Source organism: Leifsonia sp. PS1209, assembly GCF_012317045.1.
Lineage (GTDB): Bacteria > Actinomycetota > Actinomycetes > Actinomycetales > Microbacteriaceae > Leifsonia.
The window spans coordinates 3168361-3184278 of the sequence record NZ_CP051154.1 but is presented as its reverse complement, the minus strand read 5'-3'; the positions used below and the strand labels follow the sequence as shown (position 1 = coordinate 3184278).

Annotated in this window: 14 protein-coding genes; 11 read left to right on the top strand and 3 right to left on the bottom strand. The window is 71.2% G+C overall.

Translation table 11 applies throughout. The features are described from left to right. Nucleotides 1–3: 3 nt before the first annotated feature. Nucleotides 4–420 (bottom strand): YciI family protein, encoded by a 417-nt coding sequence (locus HF024_RS15155; RefSeq protein WP_085368856.1) that lies wholly within the window; start codon nt 418–420, stop codon nt 4–6. A 241-nt stretch (nt 421–661) separates the two neighbouring features. Here HF024_RS15155 and HF024_RS15150 point away from each other — a divergent pair, with 241 nt between their 5' ends. The 7 genes from HF024_RS15150 (at nt 662) to HF024_RS15120 (ending at nt 11356) form a co-directional block, all read left to right on the top strand. After that, nucleotides 662–1162 carry an EVE domain-containing protein gene (locus tag HF024_RS15150; protein ID WP_247597137.1) on the top strand — a complete coding sequence of 167 codons (501 nt, stop codon included), beginning with the start codon at nt 662–664 and terminating at the stop codon, nt 1160–1162. Continuing rightward, nucleotides 1159–1785 carry a 2-phosphosulfolactate phosphatase gene (locus HF024_RS15145; protein WP_168690075.1) on the top strand — a complete coding sequence of 209 codons (627 nt, stop codon included), beginning with the start codon at nt 1159–1161 and terminating at the stop codon, nt 1783–1785. Before HF024_RS15150 ends, HF024_RS15145 begins: the two co-directional genes overlap by 4 nt. Before the next feature lie 43 nt (nt 1786–1828). Continuing rightward, nucleotides 1829–2131, top strand: coding sequence for a DUF427 domain-containing protein (locus HF024_RS15140; RefSeq protein ID WP_168690074.1), 303 nt, complete (start codon nt 1829–1831; stop codon nt 2129–2131). Between the two features lie 237 nt (nt 2132–2368). Next, nucleotides 2369–8803 carry a DUF5979 domain-containing protein gene (locus HF024_RS15135; protein ID WP_168690073.1) on the top strand — a complete coding sequence of 2145 codons (6435 nt, stop codon included), beginning with the start codon at nt 2369–2371 and terminating at the stop codon, nt 8801–8803. Nucleotides 8804–8886: 83 nt separating this feature from the next. Then, complete coding sequence (locus tag HF024_RS15130) at nt 8887–10056, top strand: PQQ-dependent sugar dehydrogenase (RefSeq protein WP_168690072.1); 1170 nt, start codon at nt 8887–8889, stop codon at nt 10054–10056. An 82-nt stretch (nt 10057–10138) separates the two neighbouring features. After that, nucleotides 10139–10735, top strand: coding sequence for a hypothetical protein (locus HF024_RS15125; RefSeq protein WP_247597136.1), 597 nt, complete (start codon nt 10139–10141; stop codon nt 10733–10735). Between the two features lie 90 nt (nt 10736–10825). Continuing rightward, nucleotides 10826–11356 (top strand): SprT-like domain-containing protein, encoded by a 531-nt coding sequence (locus HF024_RS15120; RefSeq protein WP_168690071.1) that lies wholly within the window; start codon nt 10826–10828, stop codon nt 11354–11356. Here the strand turns inward: HF024_RS15120 and HF024_RS15115 are convergent. Further along, entirely contained in the window at nt 11353–12000 is a 648-nt protein-coding gene (locus tag HF024_RS15115) for a GNAT family protein (protein ID WP_168690070.1), read from the bottom strand. The two genes, HF024_RS15120 and HF024_RS15115, sit on opposite strands and share 4 nt — an antisense overlap. 47 nt (nt 12001–12047) lie before the next feature. Here HF024_RS15115 and HF024_RS15110 point away from each other — a divergent pair, with 47 nt between their 5' ends. The 4 genes from HF024_RS15110 to HF024_RS15095 are packed head-to-tail and all read left to right on the top strand — an operon-like array spanning nt 12048 to nt 14990. Further along, nucleotides 12048–12674, top strand: a complete 627-nt coding sequence (locus tag HF024_RS15110) for a CGNR zinc finger domain-containing protein (protein WP_247597135.1) — start codon at nt 12048–12050, stop codon at nt 12672–12674. Between the two features lie 41 nt (nt 12675–12715). Beyond that, on the top strand, nt 12716–13477 hold the full coding sequence (locus HF024_RS15105) for a 5-oxoprolinase subunit PxpA (RefSeq protein ID WP_168690069.1): 762 nt from the start codon (nt 12716–12718) through the stop codon (nt 13475–13477). Next, entirely contained in the window at nt 13474–14091 is a 618-nt protein-coding gene (gene pxpB / locus HF024_RS15100) for a 5-oxoprolinase subunit PxpB (RefSeq protein WP_168690068.1), read from the top strand. The genes HF024_RS15105 and pxpB overlap by 4 nt, the downstream gene beginning before the upstream one ends. Then, the gene (locus tag HF024_RS15095; RefSeq protein WP_168690067.1) at nt 14088–14990 is read left to right on the top strand and encodes a biotin-dependent carboxyltransferase family protein; all 903 of its coding nucleotides are present in this window, start codon (nt 14088–14090) and stop codon (nt 14988–14990) included. Before pxpB ends, HF024_RS15095 begins: the two co-directional genes overlap by 4 nt. 9 nt (nt 14991–14999) lie before the next feature. On the opposite strand, the gene HF024_RS15090 is transcribed toward HF024_RS15095, so the two are convergent. Beyond that, complete coding sequence (locus HF024_RS15090; RefSeq protein WP_179150755.1) at nt 15000–15866, bottom strand: fused MFS/spermidine synthase; 867 nt, start codon at nt 15864–15866, stop codon at nt 15000–15002. Nucleotides 15867–15918 lie beyond the last annotated feature (52 nt).

Here is a 15918-nt window from a genome sequence, read left to right as displayed (position 1 = left end):
CCGTTACGCCGTCCTGGGCTCTCCGCCGGCCTCGCGCCAGGCCTTCTCCTTCTGCACGTAGACGTTGTCCTGGTCGAACTCGGCAACGTCGAACACCTTGCGCACCTGCACGCTGCCCGTCGTGAGCGGGATGCGGCGCGCCCATTCGAGCGCCTCTTCTCTGCTCGCCGTCTGGATGATCCAGAACCCGGCGATGAGCTCCTTACTCTCGGTGAACGGTCCGTCGACGACCGTGCGCTCGTCGCCCGCGTACTCGACGCGCGCGCCTTCCGAACTGGGGTGCAGTCCCTCGCCAGCGAGCAGCACGCCCGCCTTGACCAGCTCGTCGTTGTATGCGCCCATCGCGTTGAGGTCGTCCTCGCTGGGGGTGCCGCCCGCTTCCGTCGTCTCGTCTGCGGTGAGGATGAGCATGTACTTCATGGCTGTCTCTTTCTCTGACCGGCGATTCCCCGCCGTGTGCCGTGGGCGATTGCGCCCCTCACCTCCACGTCGAACGACCGGGCCCGGAATCGACATCGGCGGAGGTTTTCTTCCGTGCCAGTCTCGCGGGAGCGCCTCCCGCCCGTCGAGCGAGGCACGGAATCTGTGGATAAGTCGCCGGTGTGGGCGGCTGTGCGCGGCTGATCGCGGCTCTGACGGAGGTGTGCGCTACAACTGGAGCATGGCGATCCGGTACTGGCTGGGAGTGGTGCAGCAGGACCATGTGCTCCGCGGGGTCGCCGCAGGCATCGCGCAGGTCAACCACGGGGCCAAGGCGCCGCTCGAACGCATGAGCGCGGCGGACGGCTTCGTCTACTACTCGCCCAAGACCACGTTCCCGGACGGCGAGCCGCTCAAGCAGTTCACCGCGATCGGCCGCATCGCGGACGACGACGTCTACCAGACCACCCAGGGTCCGTCGATGCGCGGTCCCGCCGGCGATTTCAAGCCGTGGCGCCGTCGCGTCGACTGGGAGCACGAGGCGGAGGCGACGCCCATCCGGCCCCTGCTGCCCGTGCTCGACCTCACCAGGGACAAGCCGGATTGGGGCTACCAGCTGCGCCGTGGGCTGATCGAGATCACCCGCCACGACTTCGAGCTGATCCGCCGTCAGATGCGCCGTCCGTCACCGGACGACCCACACGCGAAACCGCTCGCGCGCCGGGCTACGATGTCCCGGTGACCGAGCACGCCACCGCATCCACAGCCACCAGCACCGCCGCCACCGCCGCATCTCCCGCCCACGCGCAGGCCAAGTACCAGCTCCGCTTCGACTGGGCGCACGACGGCCTCGCCACGGTCGCCTCCGACGCCGACATCGTGGTCTGGGTCGACGTGCTCCCTCCGGTGGGCGCCGACCAGCACGCGACAGCACGGGATGCGCTGCCCCACATCCCCGAGTCCGCCGCGGTCGTCGCCGGCGGCCTGACCACCGCTTCGGCCGTCGCCGCGTGGATCATCGCCGAGCAGGTGCGGCTCGGCCGCCGCGCGATGGTCGCGATCGTCGCAGCGGGAGGGACCACCGCATCCGGCGGCGTGCGGTTCGCGGTCGAGGACCAGCTCGCGGCTGGGGCGATCGTGGATGCGCTCGCCGCCGTCGGCATCGACTACAGCTCCCCGGAGGCCGCGGCGGCGTGTGCCGCGTTCACCGGTCTGCGCGGCGCCGTCGCGCACCTGCTCACCGCGTCGGCGTCCGGTCAGGAGCACGTGGCAGCGGGCAGGACTCCCGCGGAGATCGCCCCGGCCGGCCGGGTGGACACCGTGAACGACGTGACGATCCTGCGAGGCCCGTCAGACGCGGAATGATCCGTCCCCGCGCCGCGTTCGCCCCAGCAGGAGGTTTCAACCCATGAAAGCTGTTCTGAACGACACCGTGATCGCCGAGGCTCCCGAGTCGGAGCTCGTCCGCATCGAAGGCAACTGGTATTTCCCGCCGGCGAGCGTCAACGCCGACCTGCTGGAGAAGAGCGACACCCCGTACACCTGTCCCTGGAAGGGCGAGTGCCAGTACTTCTCCGTGAAGGACGGCGACACGCTCCTGCAAGACCGCGCGTGGAGCTACCCGAACCCGTACCCGAGTTCGTTCGACCGCGTCGGCTCCGACTACAGCAACTACGTCGCGTTCTGGAAGGACGTGAAGGTGGTCGACTGACCGACCGCTCAGATCAGAGGACACCGTCAGGGCTATGCCCCGGCGGTGTCCTCATTTTTGGGGACTGTAACCATAAGGTGGGGTACAAAGGTGCTTCCACCCACCCTGCCTGAGTGGATATACATGAAGGGCGGAAGAAACTCCCGGAACCCGAACCGGGGGTCGCGCCGCGTGAGCTGACCCGATCGTGCTCACCGCGTGCTTACCCGGCTTCCGCGTACTCAGAAACCCGATTCTGTGATTCGTCGCGTCTTCCGCCATGCCCGCATACCGTTCAGCACCACAGCAAAGCACCGAGACAGCAGCGCTCTCGCCCTCAGCAGGCTGAAGCGCCTCGGTGCCGTCTCCGTCGCACTCGTCGTCGCCCTCGTGGGCGGGAGTGTGCTGGCGGGGCCGGCGTTCGCCGCGACCGCCTCCCTGTCCGTCGACAAGTCCGTCGACGGCAAGGCGGCGGTCGCGGTGACGAACGGGTCCGAGTTCACGTACACCGTGATGGTGGGCTGCGACGACAACGACTGCCTCGACGCCAAGCTGGTGGATGCGCTCCCCGCCGAGTTCGCCGGGTTCAGCATCCTGGACACGAGCGTCTCGCCGAGCTCGAAGCCGTTCACCAAGTCGCTGACAGGATGCACGAACACGGTCACCTCCTCGTGCGTGCTCACCGTGCTCTTCACCGAGCAGGTCGCCGGCGGCGTCGGCATCCCCGCTGGAGGGACGTACCGTGTGACGGTGACGCTGAAGGCGCCGCAGAACCTCGCGCCGGATTGGGCGTACAACGGCGTGAAGGTCACCAACACCGCGCTCGGCACGTCGAGCACCGCCCCCGACGACAGCGGCTCGGCCGACGTGACCGTGAGCATCCCGGTGTCGGTGGACGAGAAGGTCGGGAAGACCTGGGCCCCGGCGAACCAGCAGTTCGCGCCCGGCGCGACCTCGACCGTGACGCTGACCAGCCAAAACACCTCCAACGTCCCCGCCGCGACGCTGTCCGTGCAGGACCCGACGGTCGCGCAGGACGGCGCGGCCTCCCTCGACGCGGCCAACCCGTTCGCGATCGTCGACTTCGCGGGCTTCGGCGCCGTCACCCTGCCCGCGGGCGCCGACCTCGTGCAGGTCGACGCGTATGTGTACGACAGCGGTTCCCACGCGTGGAAGTGGCAGACGGGTCCGCCCACCGCGGTGGCCGACATCCAGCTCCCCTCCGGCGTCGCAGCAGCGAACGTGGGCGGTCTCCGTTTCACGTACTCGAGCAGCACGGGCACCACGCTCGCGGCCAACGGGGCAGCGGGCAGCGTCGCCGTCTCCGTCGCACAGCGCGCGGTCAACCGCAGCACCGCCGCCTCGCTCGTCGGCGGCGCGACGGTCACCAACAAGGTCACGGGCATCGTCACCGTGCCCGGCAAGCCGCCGGTCTCCAAGACCGCGCAGGCTCCGTTCACCGTCGGCGGCCTCACGGTGCTCGTCAGCGCGGGCAAGACCATCGCGCCGAGCCGCATCCCGGCGGGCACGACCGCGACCGCCACGATCACCGGCAAGAACGACTCGAACGGCCCGCTGAGCACGCTGACGCTCGGCGACCGCGACTTCTTCACCGCGTCGCTCGGCTTCGGCGGTTTCGCCGCCCCGCTGTCATACCCGTCCGGCGCGACCGGCGCCTCCGTCGTCTGGATCTTCTCGGACGGCAGCAGTGTGTCCGCACCGTTCGCCGACGGCGCCACCCCTGTCGCGCCCGCCGCACCGACCGGCGCCCACCTCACCGGCTTCGAGCTGGCGTACACGGGGGCCGTCGCTGTCGGCGCCATCGGCAGCGCGCAGTTCCTGATCGCTCCCGCCGCCGACTACGTCGCGCAGAACGACAGCCCCGCCGACGTGACGAACACCGTCACGGTCACCGGCATCAACCCCGCCGGGACGGCGAACAGGACGGCGACAGCGCCGCTCAAGGTCTTCTTCCCGGAGATCTCGCTGAAGCTGTCGAAGTCGATCGCGCCCTCCGGTGCGGTCTCGCCCGGCTCGACGGTCGTGGCCAAGCTGCCGGCGACGACGTCCACCGACTCCGCGTACGTGCGTCCGAACACCATCGTGGTCGAGGACACCTGGCGCTCCGGCCGTGCAGACGACTTCTTCAACGCGTTCAACCCGATCGCCATCGCACCGACGCAGGTGCCGCTCGGCTCGACGCTGACGGTCGAGTACTCGACCGATGGGGGCGCCACCTACTCGGTGTTCACCGTGGTCGATGCCACCACCGCGGCGACGAACTACAGCGCCGCTCTCCCCGCCGGGCTCGTCGGCAGCATCACCGGGCTGCGCTTCACCTTCGCCAACCCGGCCGGATTCGGGCAGGGCACGACGGTGAGCCCGAACATCACCGCGCAGGCGCGCGCCGCCCTCCGCGACGGTAGCGGCTCCACTTCGGTCGCCAACGGACCGAAGAGCACCTATCAGAACCTCGCGAGCTCGCACGCCTCCGGCGTCATCGCCGGAGCGCCGCCCGTCGTCAGCCCGGTGCTGACCGCGACGGCCACCGCCGCGATCCAGAGTCAGAGCGGCTCCGGTTCGCTCGGCACCGCCAAGAAGTGGACGAAGCCCGACCTCACCGGTGACCTCACCGAACTGCCGTCGCAGTCCGGCCAGCAGGCGGGCACGGTGCTCTCCTGGGGCGTCACGGACACCGGATACAGCTCGGTGACCATCTCCGACCCCGCGTCGAACGAGGCCGACCCGGCGCAGACCGTGTTCCAGGCGTTCGACCTCGTCAGCATCGCAGCGGTCAGCTTCGCGTCGCAGCCCCTGCTGAAATGGGATGCGGTCAGCGAGATCCGCCTCTACCACGACGGCGCATGGAACCTCGTCCCTGCGCCCGGCGGAACCTGGATGAACGGCACCGGCTTCAAGGGATACGCGCTCACCCCCGCGGAGCTCAGCGGCACCACCGGCGTGCGCATCACCGTGATCCCGAACGACCCTGCCAGAGCGACGGCGACCGACCCGGCCGCACCACCGGCCGGCTCGGGCATCGCCACGGTCGCCTTCGGCCAGTCCCGCAGCTTCGGCCTGGTCTGGCAGCTGCGTAACCTGCTCCGCGACCCTGCCGCCGCGAATGACCCGTTCGCCTCCGCGGACACGCTCTTCAACGACTCGACGGCCGGCACGATCTGGAACCGCAGCTCGGCGTCCGGTGTCCACAACGGAACCCCGGTCGGCCCCGTCGACGCCGCTGACAACCTCGCGCTGATCGACCAGCCGCCGCTCGTCGACGTCGCGAAGACGAGCCAGCGCTCCACGATGGTCGTGCCCAAGGCCGGCGACGTCGACCCGTCCGCATACCCGACCAACGACTTCACCATCACGGCGAAGAACGCCGCCGCCGCCCGCGCCTCGTACATCAGGGTGACGGACCCGTCGCCGTGCGACAGCGCATCCATGGGCGCCTGCCTCTCCGCGGCGAACGCCTGGTCGGCCGATCCGTTCGCCGGCGCCAGCTACAGCACAGCCAACCCGTTCGAGCGGCTCACCCTCACCAGGATCCGCTTCACGGCGCCCTCCGCCCAGGTCGATCCCGTCGCCTCGCAGGTGACGCTGTGGCACCGCGCGTCCGACGGCACGCTCGGCACCACGAGGGTGTCGATGACCCAGGCGGCTGGGCTCCAGCCCGCCGACCTGCTGGATGTGGTCGGCGTCAGCGTCGTCTACCAGGGCACGAATCCCGTGACAGGAGGCGGCACGATCGTCAGCGGTCAGAACCTCGTGATGACGCTGAGCACGCAGGTCAGGGTGACCCAGCGCAGCGACGCGTCGGCAGAGGTGAAGGCCTTCCGGGTCGACAACGCCGCCTTCGCGCAGGGCTACGACCCCGTGCTCTACCCGAGCGGTCAGGGCTCGCAGCCGAACGACAGTGACACCACGAGCCTGACACTCACGACCGCGACGCTCGACGTGACGGCCGCCAAGAGCTTCTCCACGCCGTCCGTGCTGGAGAAGGACAGGCACACGCCGGTCGCGGTCACCCTCACCGCCACGCAGGGCCAGGCGACGGCCGCCACCCATCAGGTGACGCTGACCGACACCGACTCCGGGTTCTGGAACCGCTTCGCGCTCACCGGCCTTTCCGCGGGCGACGTGACGCTGCCGGCGGGCGCCGACCGCGTGCGCGTCGACGTGCAGACCGGCGGCACCTCCACCTGGATCGCGGGCACGACCGCCGCGACCGCGTCCCTGCCGACCACCGCGCTCGACCAGATCACGGGCATCCGGTTCGTGTTCAGCAGGGCGGACGGCGACCTGTTCAGCCGCACCGCCGTGCCGGCGAACTTCACCGCGACGGCCATCCTGCACGTGCAGCTGCGGGATGCGTCCGTCGACGGTTCGCCGACCGTGTTCCCGAGCACCGTGGACGACACCGTGACGGCTCTCACGCACCGGACGGACAACCCGGCCGTGTACGCCGACAGGACGGCGGACGCCACCGCGAGCATCGCGCTCCTGACCGGCACGCACAGCCTGGACGTGTCGAAGACGCCGGAGAACGGCATCCACACCGTGAGCGTCGGCGACCCGGGCGGCTGGACGCTGACCTTCGCCAACACCGGCACCGGGTTCGTCGACGTGACGAAACTCGTCGACACCCTCCCGGCCTCCCTGGCCTGGGACGGCGAGGCGCCGACCTTCGCCACGACGCCGGGAGGCACGCTCTCCGTGACGCCGGCGACCGGCTTCGACACCGCGACGCGAGAGCTCACGCTCTCCTGGCCGGCCGGCGGGGCGCGGATGTCGCCCGGCGAGCGGTTCACCGTGCAGCTGAACCTCGTGCTGCAGCCGGGCCTCACCGGCTCGCAGCAGGCGGTCAACAGCTTCTCGGTCACGACGGCACAGACTCTGGATGCGTGCACCAACACGTCCGGCAACGGGCAGGGCACGCTCTCCGGTCTCGCCGCGAACGCCTGCGGCACGAGCAATTACGTCCAGCCGATCTCCGGCCCGTCGCTGTACACCAGCAAGGGCGTGAAGGGCGACGTGGTCGGCGGCATCGTCTCCGGCGCGGTCAACCCGTCCAGCCCGTCCGCCACCTGCACCCCGGACGCCGACGGATACTTCGTCTCGCCGTGCGCGGCGAACACCGTCGTCGGCGGAACCGACCAGTGGCGCCTCCGCGCGATCAACAGCGGCACCGTCACTTACGACGCCCTCGTGTTCGTCGAGCCGCTGCCGACCCCGGGCGACAGGATGCTCGCGACGGGCGCCGCCCGCGGCTCCACGTACCGTCCGGTGTTCGACCAGGACTACGGCCTCGTCGCGGACGCACCGGCAGGCACGACCATGACGTGGGAGGTCACCACCGCTCCCGACGTCTGCGTCGGCGCCGGGGCGACCGCCTGGCCGAGCGACCCCACCTGTTCCACGAACCCGGTGGCCTCCGAGTGGGTGCCGTCCACCGCGTTCACGGGTGACTGGTCGGCCGTCACCGGCCTCCGCGTGACGCTCGACTTCACCACGACGGCGGCGGGCACCCTCGCCCCCGGCGCGACCGTCGGTGCGACATACCGCACGGTGAACCGCCCGGCGACCGTGGCAGCACCGGATGGGGCGCCCGTCTCGATGGCGTCCGCCCCCTCCTTCGCGTGGAACCAGTTCGGCGCGACCGCGGCGCTGACCGGCGGAGGCACGGTGCGCCGCGCTCCCGTCAAGGCGGGCGTGACCATCGTCACCGGTCCGCTGCAGGTCGACAAGATCGTCACGGGCTCCGCGGCATCGTCCGCCCCCGCACAGTTCCTCGCCGATGTCGCCTGCACGGTGGCGGGTGCGCCCGTCGACCTCGGGGCGGCGGCGCAGCTCACGCTCGCGACGGCCACCGGCCTCACCGCACGGATCGACGGCATCCCGCTCGGAGCGGACTGCACGGTTGCCGAGCAAGGGGCTGCAGGCAGCTACGGTGAGGCGGACCGCTCGATCGCGGGAGGCACCGTCCACGTGCTCTCCGCCGAGCAGGCGGGCGCCGTTCCTGCCGCCCAGACCGCGACGATCACGAACACCTACGAGTTCGGGGCGCTGTCGATCGCCAAGACCGCCAAGGCGCTGAGCGTCATGGAGAAGGACGCGGTCGAGTACACCATCACGGTCACCAACCAGGGAGCGCTCGACGCGACCGCCTTCACCGTCACCGACACGCTGCCGAAGGGGTCGACGTTCGTCTCCGCCGACCACGGCGGCACGGAGGGCAACGGCGTGGTGAGCTGGGCGATCCCGCTGCTGGCGAAGGGCGCATCCATCGATGTCCACGTCACGCTCACCTTCGCCGCCGCGGGGACGTACGCGAACATCGCGACCGTCAGCACCCCGCCGGTGGGGCCGTGGAAGCCGCCGACGACGGGAGGCACCTGCTCCGGTCTGCCGGACGCCGCCTGCTCCCAGGTGGTCGTGAACAAGCCCGTCGACCCGGCGGGCCCCAGCGAGCCGACCGGTCCCGTCGTCACGCCGACGCCCACGCCGAAGCCGACGACGACGCCTGAGCCGATGTTCACGTCGGTGCCCGCTCCGGCCCCCAGCACCACCGCCGGTGGACTGGCGGCGACCGGATCGGCCGGTGACTACCTCCTCGTCGCCGGATGGGGCGCGCTCCTCCTGCTGATCGGCGCGGCCTTCGTGAGCCGCCGCAGGCGCGGGCAGGCGTAGCGCTCCGATCGACCGCCAGGACCGTGGGGTTACCATGACCCAACGGCCCTGGCGGTCCGCGCGTTCGGGAGGGAGGCGGAGCGATGAACAGACTCACCGTGACGCTGCTCGCAGCCGGGCTGGCCGTCACGACGGCGCTCACCGGCTGCACCGCCCCTGCCCCCGTTCCTCCGCCGTCCACCACCCGGACACCTGAGCCTCGCCCGTCGCCGACGCGGAGCATCCCGGCGGTCGCCGCGATCCCGTGGGAGCCGTCCGGACAGACGGTTGACCTCGAGAAGGGGCTGGTCGCTCCGTGGTCCGTCGTCCCGCTGCGCAGCGGCTCGGCGCTGATCAGCGAACGCGACAGCGGCACCGTGCTCGAACGCCTGCCGCAGGGCGGGACGCGCACGATCGGCACCGTCGCCGGAGTCGTGCACTCCGGAGAGGGCGGACTGCTCGGCCTGGCCGTGCAGGACGAGGAGGCGCCGACGTTCCTCTACGCATACGAGACGACGGCCGACGACAACCGCGTCGTGCGGATGCCTGTCACCGGCGTGCCGGGAAGCTACGCGCTCGGCACGCAGGAGAACGTCGTCACAGGCATCCCGAAGGCGTCCAACCACGACGGCGGGCGGATCGCGTTCGGACCGGACGGGATGCTCTACATCACCGCCGGCGACGCCTCGAACCCCGCGAACGCGCAGAACGTCGCCTCCCTCGGCGGCAAGATCCTGCGGGTCACGCCGGAGGGCGGGGTGCCGGGCGACAACCCGTTCCCCGGTTCGCCGGTCTGGTCGTACGGGCACCGCAACCCGCAGGGCATCGCCTGGGATTCGCGGGGGACGATGTGGGCGAGCGAGTTCGGGCAGAACACCTGGGACGAGCTGAACATCATCACGCCGGGGTCGAACTACGGCTGGCCGAACGTCGAGGGCATCGGCGGAGATCCGAAGTACACGGATCCCGTCTTCCAATGGCCGACCGACGTGGCGAGTCCCAGCGGTCTGGCCGTCGTGGGCGACACCCTCTTCCTGGCCGGGCTCGGCGGGCAGCGCCTCTGGACCATCTGGACGACCGACGGCCACGCTCCCGTCACCGTGAAGCCGTTCTTCGACGGCACCTTCGGGAGGCTGCGGGATGCGGTGGCGCACGGCGACACGCTGTGGCTGCTGACGAACAACACCGACGGCAGGGGAGACCCGCGTCCCGGCGACGACAGGCTCGTGCAGGTCACCCTCATCCCTGCGCAATCGGTGAAGCACCCCGGCTGATCCGCCTCTCGGGTTAGTCTGGGATGGTTACACGACCTGGAGCAGAACCCTGAGCATCATCCTCGGCTACGACCCGACCACTTTGCGCGAGCGCGTCGACCTGCGCGCGGCCGGCCTGAGGCTCGACGAACTCGGCGGCCTGCGCAGTCTCAGCGCGCTCAACGAGAAGACCGTGCTGCTCCGTCTGCTCGGCAGGCTGGACGAGGCCATGCAGGTCGGAAACGAGGCCGTGCGCCAGGCCAGGTTCACCGGCGACAGGGAGCAGCTGCTCGGCGCCAGGGTGCGCAGGGCGCAGGTGCTGCAGTTCCAGGGCAAGCTCGACGAGGCGATCACCGAACTGACCGGATGCGTCGACGAGGCCCACGCGCACGAGTGGACGGCCCTCGAAGCTTTCGCAACGCAGAACCGCGGCAAGGCCTACTTCGACGCCGAGGAGTACGACAACGCGCTCGCCGACGTGACCGCCGCGGTGTTCCTGCGGGAGAAGCTGGGGGCGTCTCCGGCCGACATCGAGAGCTCGCTGATCGCGGTCGCCGTGGTCAAGTCGTTCGCCGACGCCAACCGCGGTGCGCGCGACGAGGCGGCCGCCGCGGCCTCCGAGCGCCGGGGCCCGGATGCGGCCAACCGCGCGCCCGAGCCGCCGGAGTCGTCCGCTCCGTCGTCCGACCGGGCACGCTGACGCCGCCCTGGAACGACCGCGGGGAACGCGCGTAGGATTCTGATATGAGTTGTCCGGCTGTCGTGCGCATCCCCCTCTCGGTGGGCGCTGATGGCTGATCTCGAGCGGGTCAGGCGCTGGGCGAACGCGCTGATCGCTCTGCATCTCGACCCCGCCGTGTGGACGTTCGACTTCGACAACGCGAAGACCAGGGCCGGGCTCTGCAACTACACGGCCAAGCGCATCACGGTCTCCCGCTATCTGGCGGCGCGGTACGACGACGACGAGATCCACCAGATCCTCCTGCACGAGGTCGCGCACGCCCTCGCCGGCTCCCGCGCCGGTCACGGCCCGCGCTGGCGCTCCACCGCGATCGACCTCGGCTACGAGGGCAAACGCCTGCACGGCGGCGCCATCGCCGACGACCTCGCGCCGTGGGTCGGCACCTGCCCGCGCGGCCACACGCACTACCGATACCGCAAGCCGGCCAGAGCGCTCGCCTGCGGAGCGTGCTCGCGCCGCTTCGACGCGGCGAACCTCATCTCGTGGCAGCACAGAGAGGTCTCCCCTGCACAGCGCAGGATGGCGGCGTCGGCCGCGAGCGAGCAGGGGATGAGCAGCGAGCTGCCCGGGCGCGCTTAGCGGTCTGTGCCGGTGCCGGTAGCTGTGCCCGTGCCTGCGCCCGCTCCCGCGAGCCGCGCATCCAGTCCGGCCCGCACCTCCGGCCATTCCTCGCGCAGGATCGAGAACACGGCGGTGTCCCGCCAGGTCCCGTCCGCGCGACGCTGCATGTGGCGCAGGATCCCCTCCGGCTTCGCGCCGAGGCGTGCGATCGCCGCCCGCGAGCGCGTGTTGAGCACGTCGGCCTGCAGTTTGACCCGCTCGAAGCCGTTGTCGAAGGCGGCGCCGAGCAGGAGACGCTTGGTCTCGGCGTTGACGAGGGTGCCCCAGACCTCCGGGGCGTACGCGGTCCAGCCGATGTGCGCCGATTCGTTCACGAGGTCGAAGTCGCCGAGCGTGGTTGTCCCGACCACCCGGTCGCCGTCCTGGCGCAGGCAGACGACGGTCACGTTGCCTGCGCCCCACTGCAGGTAGTTCGAGATGAACTCGTGCCACTCCTCGTAGGTGTCCCGGTATGCGGCAGGGCCGCCTCCCCAGCCTCCGGCGAACACCTCTGGATGCCCGATGGCGTCGAAGAGGTCCGGCAGGTCTTCGCGCGTCAGCGGGCGGAGGCGCACGATGCTGCCGTCGATGGTGTGCGTGGGGTCGGGGCGGGTGGCGGCCATCCGCTCAGTATCGCATCCGGGGTACAGTAACCGACTATATTGGTTACATGGCGATCGAAGCGATACTCACCGGCGGCACGGGGCAGTGGATGGATTCCTCCGACGGCCAGCACTTCTGGTTCGACTCCGGATCGCTCGCGCTCGACTTCTCGTACACCGGCGGACTCGACCGGGACGGCGGCGAATGGCAGACAGTCCATGATGCCAAAGAACTGAACGACTGGCTGACCACCCGCTTCCCCGAGGTCGCTCCGACCGCGGGCGACCGGGAGTTCCGGGATGCGTCGGCGCTCGGCTCGGCGATCGGCCGCCTCGCCCGACAGCAGAGCGGCGGGGCGACGCTCGGCCCCGACGACGTCGACGTGGTCAACCTGTTCGCGGCGACCCCGGACATCCCTCCCGTGCTGGCGGGCGGCGGCCGTCAGGCGGGCAGGACCAACGCGCGGCCGCACCAGGCGCTCAGCACCATCGCCCGCGATGCGGTCCGGCTGTTCTCCGCGGAGGCGGACGGCCGCATCCGGGAGTGCTCCGCCGACGACTGCGACCTCGTCTACCTCGACACCTCGCGCTCCGGCAACCGCCGCTGGTGCTCGATGCAGCGCTGCGGCAACCGCGCCAAGGTCCGCGCCCACCGCGCCCGCGCCGCCGCCTCCGCCCCGCCCGCCTCCGCCTGACCTCGATGGCTGCGCGAGCGACCACCCGGCACAATGGAGGGGTGGAACGTTCGATCGACCTCAACAGCGACCTCGGCGAGTCGTTCGGCGCCTGGCGGATGGGCGACGACGCCGCCATGCTGCGACTGGTGTCGAGCGCCAACGTGGCATGCGGGTTCCACGCGGGTGACGCATCCACGATGCTGGCCATTTGCCGCCTCGCCGCCGAGCAGGGCGTCGCCGTCGGCGCGCACGTCTCCTACCGGGACCTCGCCGGGTTCGGCCGCCGCAGCATGGAGGTGGAACCCGGCACTCTGCATGACGAGACGCTGTACCAGCTCGCCGCGCTGAGCGGCATCGCCCGTGTCGCCGGAACGCGCGTCTCGTACGTGAAGCCGCACGGCGCCCTCTACAATCGCATCGTCACCGACCGGGAGCAGGCGCGCGCCGTCGCGAGCGCGGTCGCCGCTTTCGACCCGTCCCTCCCGATCCTCGGTCTCGCCGGCTCCGCCATCGCGGAGGCGGCACAGGATGCCGGACTCCGTTTCGTCAACGAGGCCTTCGTCGACCGCGGCTACCGCGCGGACGGCACCCTGGTGCCGCGCACCGAGCCGGGCGCCGTCCTCTCCGGAGACGCCGCCATCGCGGAGCGCGCCGTGCGCCTCGCGCTCGACGGCCGGGTCATCGCCGCCGACGGCACGGACATCGAGGTGCGCGTCGACTCGCTCTGCGTCCACGGCGATACCCCGGGCGCCGTCGCGATGGCCGCCGCCGTCCGGGCCGCACTCACCGACGCCGGCGTGCGCGTGGAGGCGTGGCGATGACCGTGCGCGTCCTCCCGAACGGCGACAGCGCCCTGCTGGCCGAGCTCGACGACCTGGATGCGGTGCTCGCCCTCTACGGCACGCTCGAGCGCACCCGCCCGGCCGGGGTCGTCGAACTGGTGCCGGCCGCGCGCACGATCGGCGTCGCCGTCGATCCGGCCGTGCTGCCGCTGAGCGTCGCGGCGAACTGGCTGGCGCACGCCGTCCCCGAGCAGCGGGCCACGGACGACCGGAGCACCGTCGAGCTTCCCGTGCGGTACGACGGAGACGATCTGGCCGAGGTCGCCGCCCTGCTCGGGATGCGCCCCGCCGAGGTCGTCGCGCTGCACACCGGCTCCACCTGGCGGGTCGCGTTCTGCGGCTTCGCGCCCGGTTTCGGCTATCTGGTCACCGACCACGACCGCCTCGTGGTGCCCCGCCGTGCGACCCCGCGCACAGCGGTCCCCGCCGGCGCCGTCGGCCTGGCCGGCGAGTTCAGCGGCGTGTACCCGCGGTCGAGTCCCGGCGGCTGGCAGCTGATCGGCAGCACCGCCGCGACCGTCTGGGATGCGGCCTCCGAGACTCCGGCGCTCCTCTCGCCCGGCACGGTCGTCCGGTTCGTGGAGGCGCCGTGAGCATCGTCGTCATCGAGCCGGGTCCGCTCACCGTCGTCCAGGACAGAGGACGGCCTGGGCTCTCGCACCTCGGCGTCAGCCCGTCCGGCGCGCTCGACAGGGCAGCGCTGTCGCTCGGCAACCGCCTGCTCGGCAACGACGCTGGATGCGCGGGCCTGGAGATCCTGTTCGGCGGCTTCACCGCACGGTTCGACGCACCGGCCTGGTTCGCGGTGACCGGCGCAGCCGGGCCGATCACGCTCGACGGCGTGCCCGTCGATCCGCACCTCGCGCAGCACACGGAAGCCGGTGCCGTGCTGCGGATCGCCCCGCCGGCGGTCGGTGCGCGCAGCTATCTCGCCGTCCGCGGCGGCGTCATCGCCGAGCCGGTGCTCGGGTCGCGCTCCACCGACCTGCTCTCGGCCCTCGGGCCGGCGCCCATCCTGGCGGGGGACACGCTGCCGGTGGGCGAGCATCCACGGGCCGAGGTGCCCCTGCTCGACTTCGTGCCCGTCGCGGAGCCGGTGGCGGGCGTGGTGGAGGTGCGCGCCCATCCCGGCCCCCGCGCCGACTGGTTCACGGCGGAGGCCATCGACGCGTTCTACACCGCGGAGTGGCGGCTGAGCGCGGCGAGCAACCGGGTCGGCGCGCGGCTCGACCCTCCGCGTCGCCCGGCGCACGCCGCCGGGGTGGATGCGCACCCCGTGCCGCTACTGGAACGGTCGAACCCCGCGGAGCTGCCGAGCGAGCCGATGGTCGCAGGCTCCGTGCAGGTCTCACCGGACGGCAGGCCGACCGTGCTGCTCGCCGACCATCCCGTCACGGGCGGCTATCCGGTGATCGCCGTCGTCGCCGACGCCTCGCTCGACGCCTTCGCGCAGCTGCGGCCCGGCCAGGCCGTCACCTTCCGGCACGCCTGACGCCCGCGACTAGTCTCTGCGCGTCCCTGTCTGGAAGATGCTGCGCGCAGGGGGAGGGGACGGCACACTCGTCGCGTCCGTGACGATCGGCGCCTTCCCGGCGAACGTCTTCAGCTCGGCTCCTGCCACAGCCTTGGCCGGATGCGGCCCGCTCGCCAGCAGGCGCGGCAGCCAGTCGAGGGGCAGGGAGGCGTTCGAGCCCACCAGCACCACGTTGCCGAACCGCCGCCCCTTGAGCACCTGCGTCTCGGCCAGCGCCGCGACGTTCTCCACCACGGCGCCGAGCGTCGCGATCTGGCTGCGGGCGAACGACAGCGGGGGACCGTCAGCGACGTTCACCAGCACGATCCCGTCCGGGGCGAGCAGGGAGACGGCCGAGCGGTAGAACTCCACACTCGTCACGTGTGCGGGCGTGCGGGCGCCGCTGAAGATGTCGATGACCAGCAGGTCGACGGAACCGCGCAGCCCGGCGGGCAGCTTGCCGACCACCTCGCGGGCGTCCCCGTGCCGGATGCGCACCTGCGCATACCGGGGGAGCGGCAGGTTCTCGCGCACCAGGTCGACGAGGTTGCTCTCCAGCTCCACCACCTGCTGGCGGGAACCCGGCCGGGTGTGCGCGATGTAGCGCGGCAGCGTCAGCGCCCCGGCTCCCAGGTGCACGGCGGTGATCGGCTCGCCAGGATCGCCGATGAGGTCGATGACGTTCCCCATCCGCTGCACGTACTCGAAGAACAGCTGGGAGGGGTCGTCGAGGTTCACGTGCGACTGGGGCGTGCCGTCGACCACGAGCTGGTACGAACCCGGCACGAACCTGTCCGGTTCGATCGTCGCGAGGTAACCGCTCTCCTTGAGCACGACGGACGGGTTCTCTGGCACGGCATCCACCCTAGTCGCGCCCGCCGCCCGCCCGATCTCCACCCGCATCTCC

Coding starts and splice junctions, on each gene's coding strand:
- HF024_RS15155 (WP_085368856.1), bottom strand. CDS start 420: ATGAAGTACATGCTCATCCTCACCGCAGACGAGACGACGGAAGCGGGC.
- pxpB (WP_168690068.1), top strand. CDS start 13,474: ATGACCGTGCGCGTCCTCCCGAACGGCGACAGCGCCCTGCTGGCCGAG.
- HF024_RS15115 (WP_168690070.1), bottom strand. CDS start 12,000: ATGGCCGCCACCCGCCCCGACCCCACGCACACCATCGACGGCAGCATC.
- HF024_RS15140 (WP_168690074.1), top strand. CDS start 1,829: ATGAAAGCTGTTCTGAACGACACCGTGATCGCCGAGGCTCCCGAGTCG.
- HF024_RS15150 (WP_247597137.1), top strand. CDS start 662: ATGGCGATCCGGTACTGGCTGGGAGTGGTGCAGCAGGACCATGTGCTC.
- HF024_RS15120 (WP_168690071.1), top strand. CDS start 10,826: ATGGCTGATCTCGAGCGGGTCAGGCGCTGGGCGAACGCGCTGATCGCT.
- HF024_RS15130 (WP_168690072.1), top strand. CDS start 8,887: ATGAACAGACTCACCGTGACGCTGCTCGCAGCCGGGCTGGCCGTCACG.
- HF024_RS15110 (WP_247597135.1), top strand. CDS start 12,048: ATGGCGATCGAAGCGATACTCACCGGCGGCACGGGGCAGTGGATGGAT.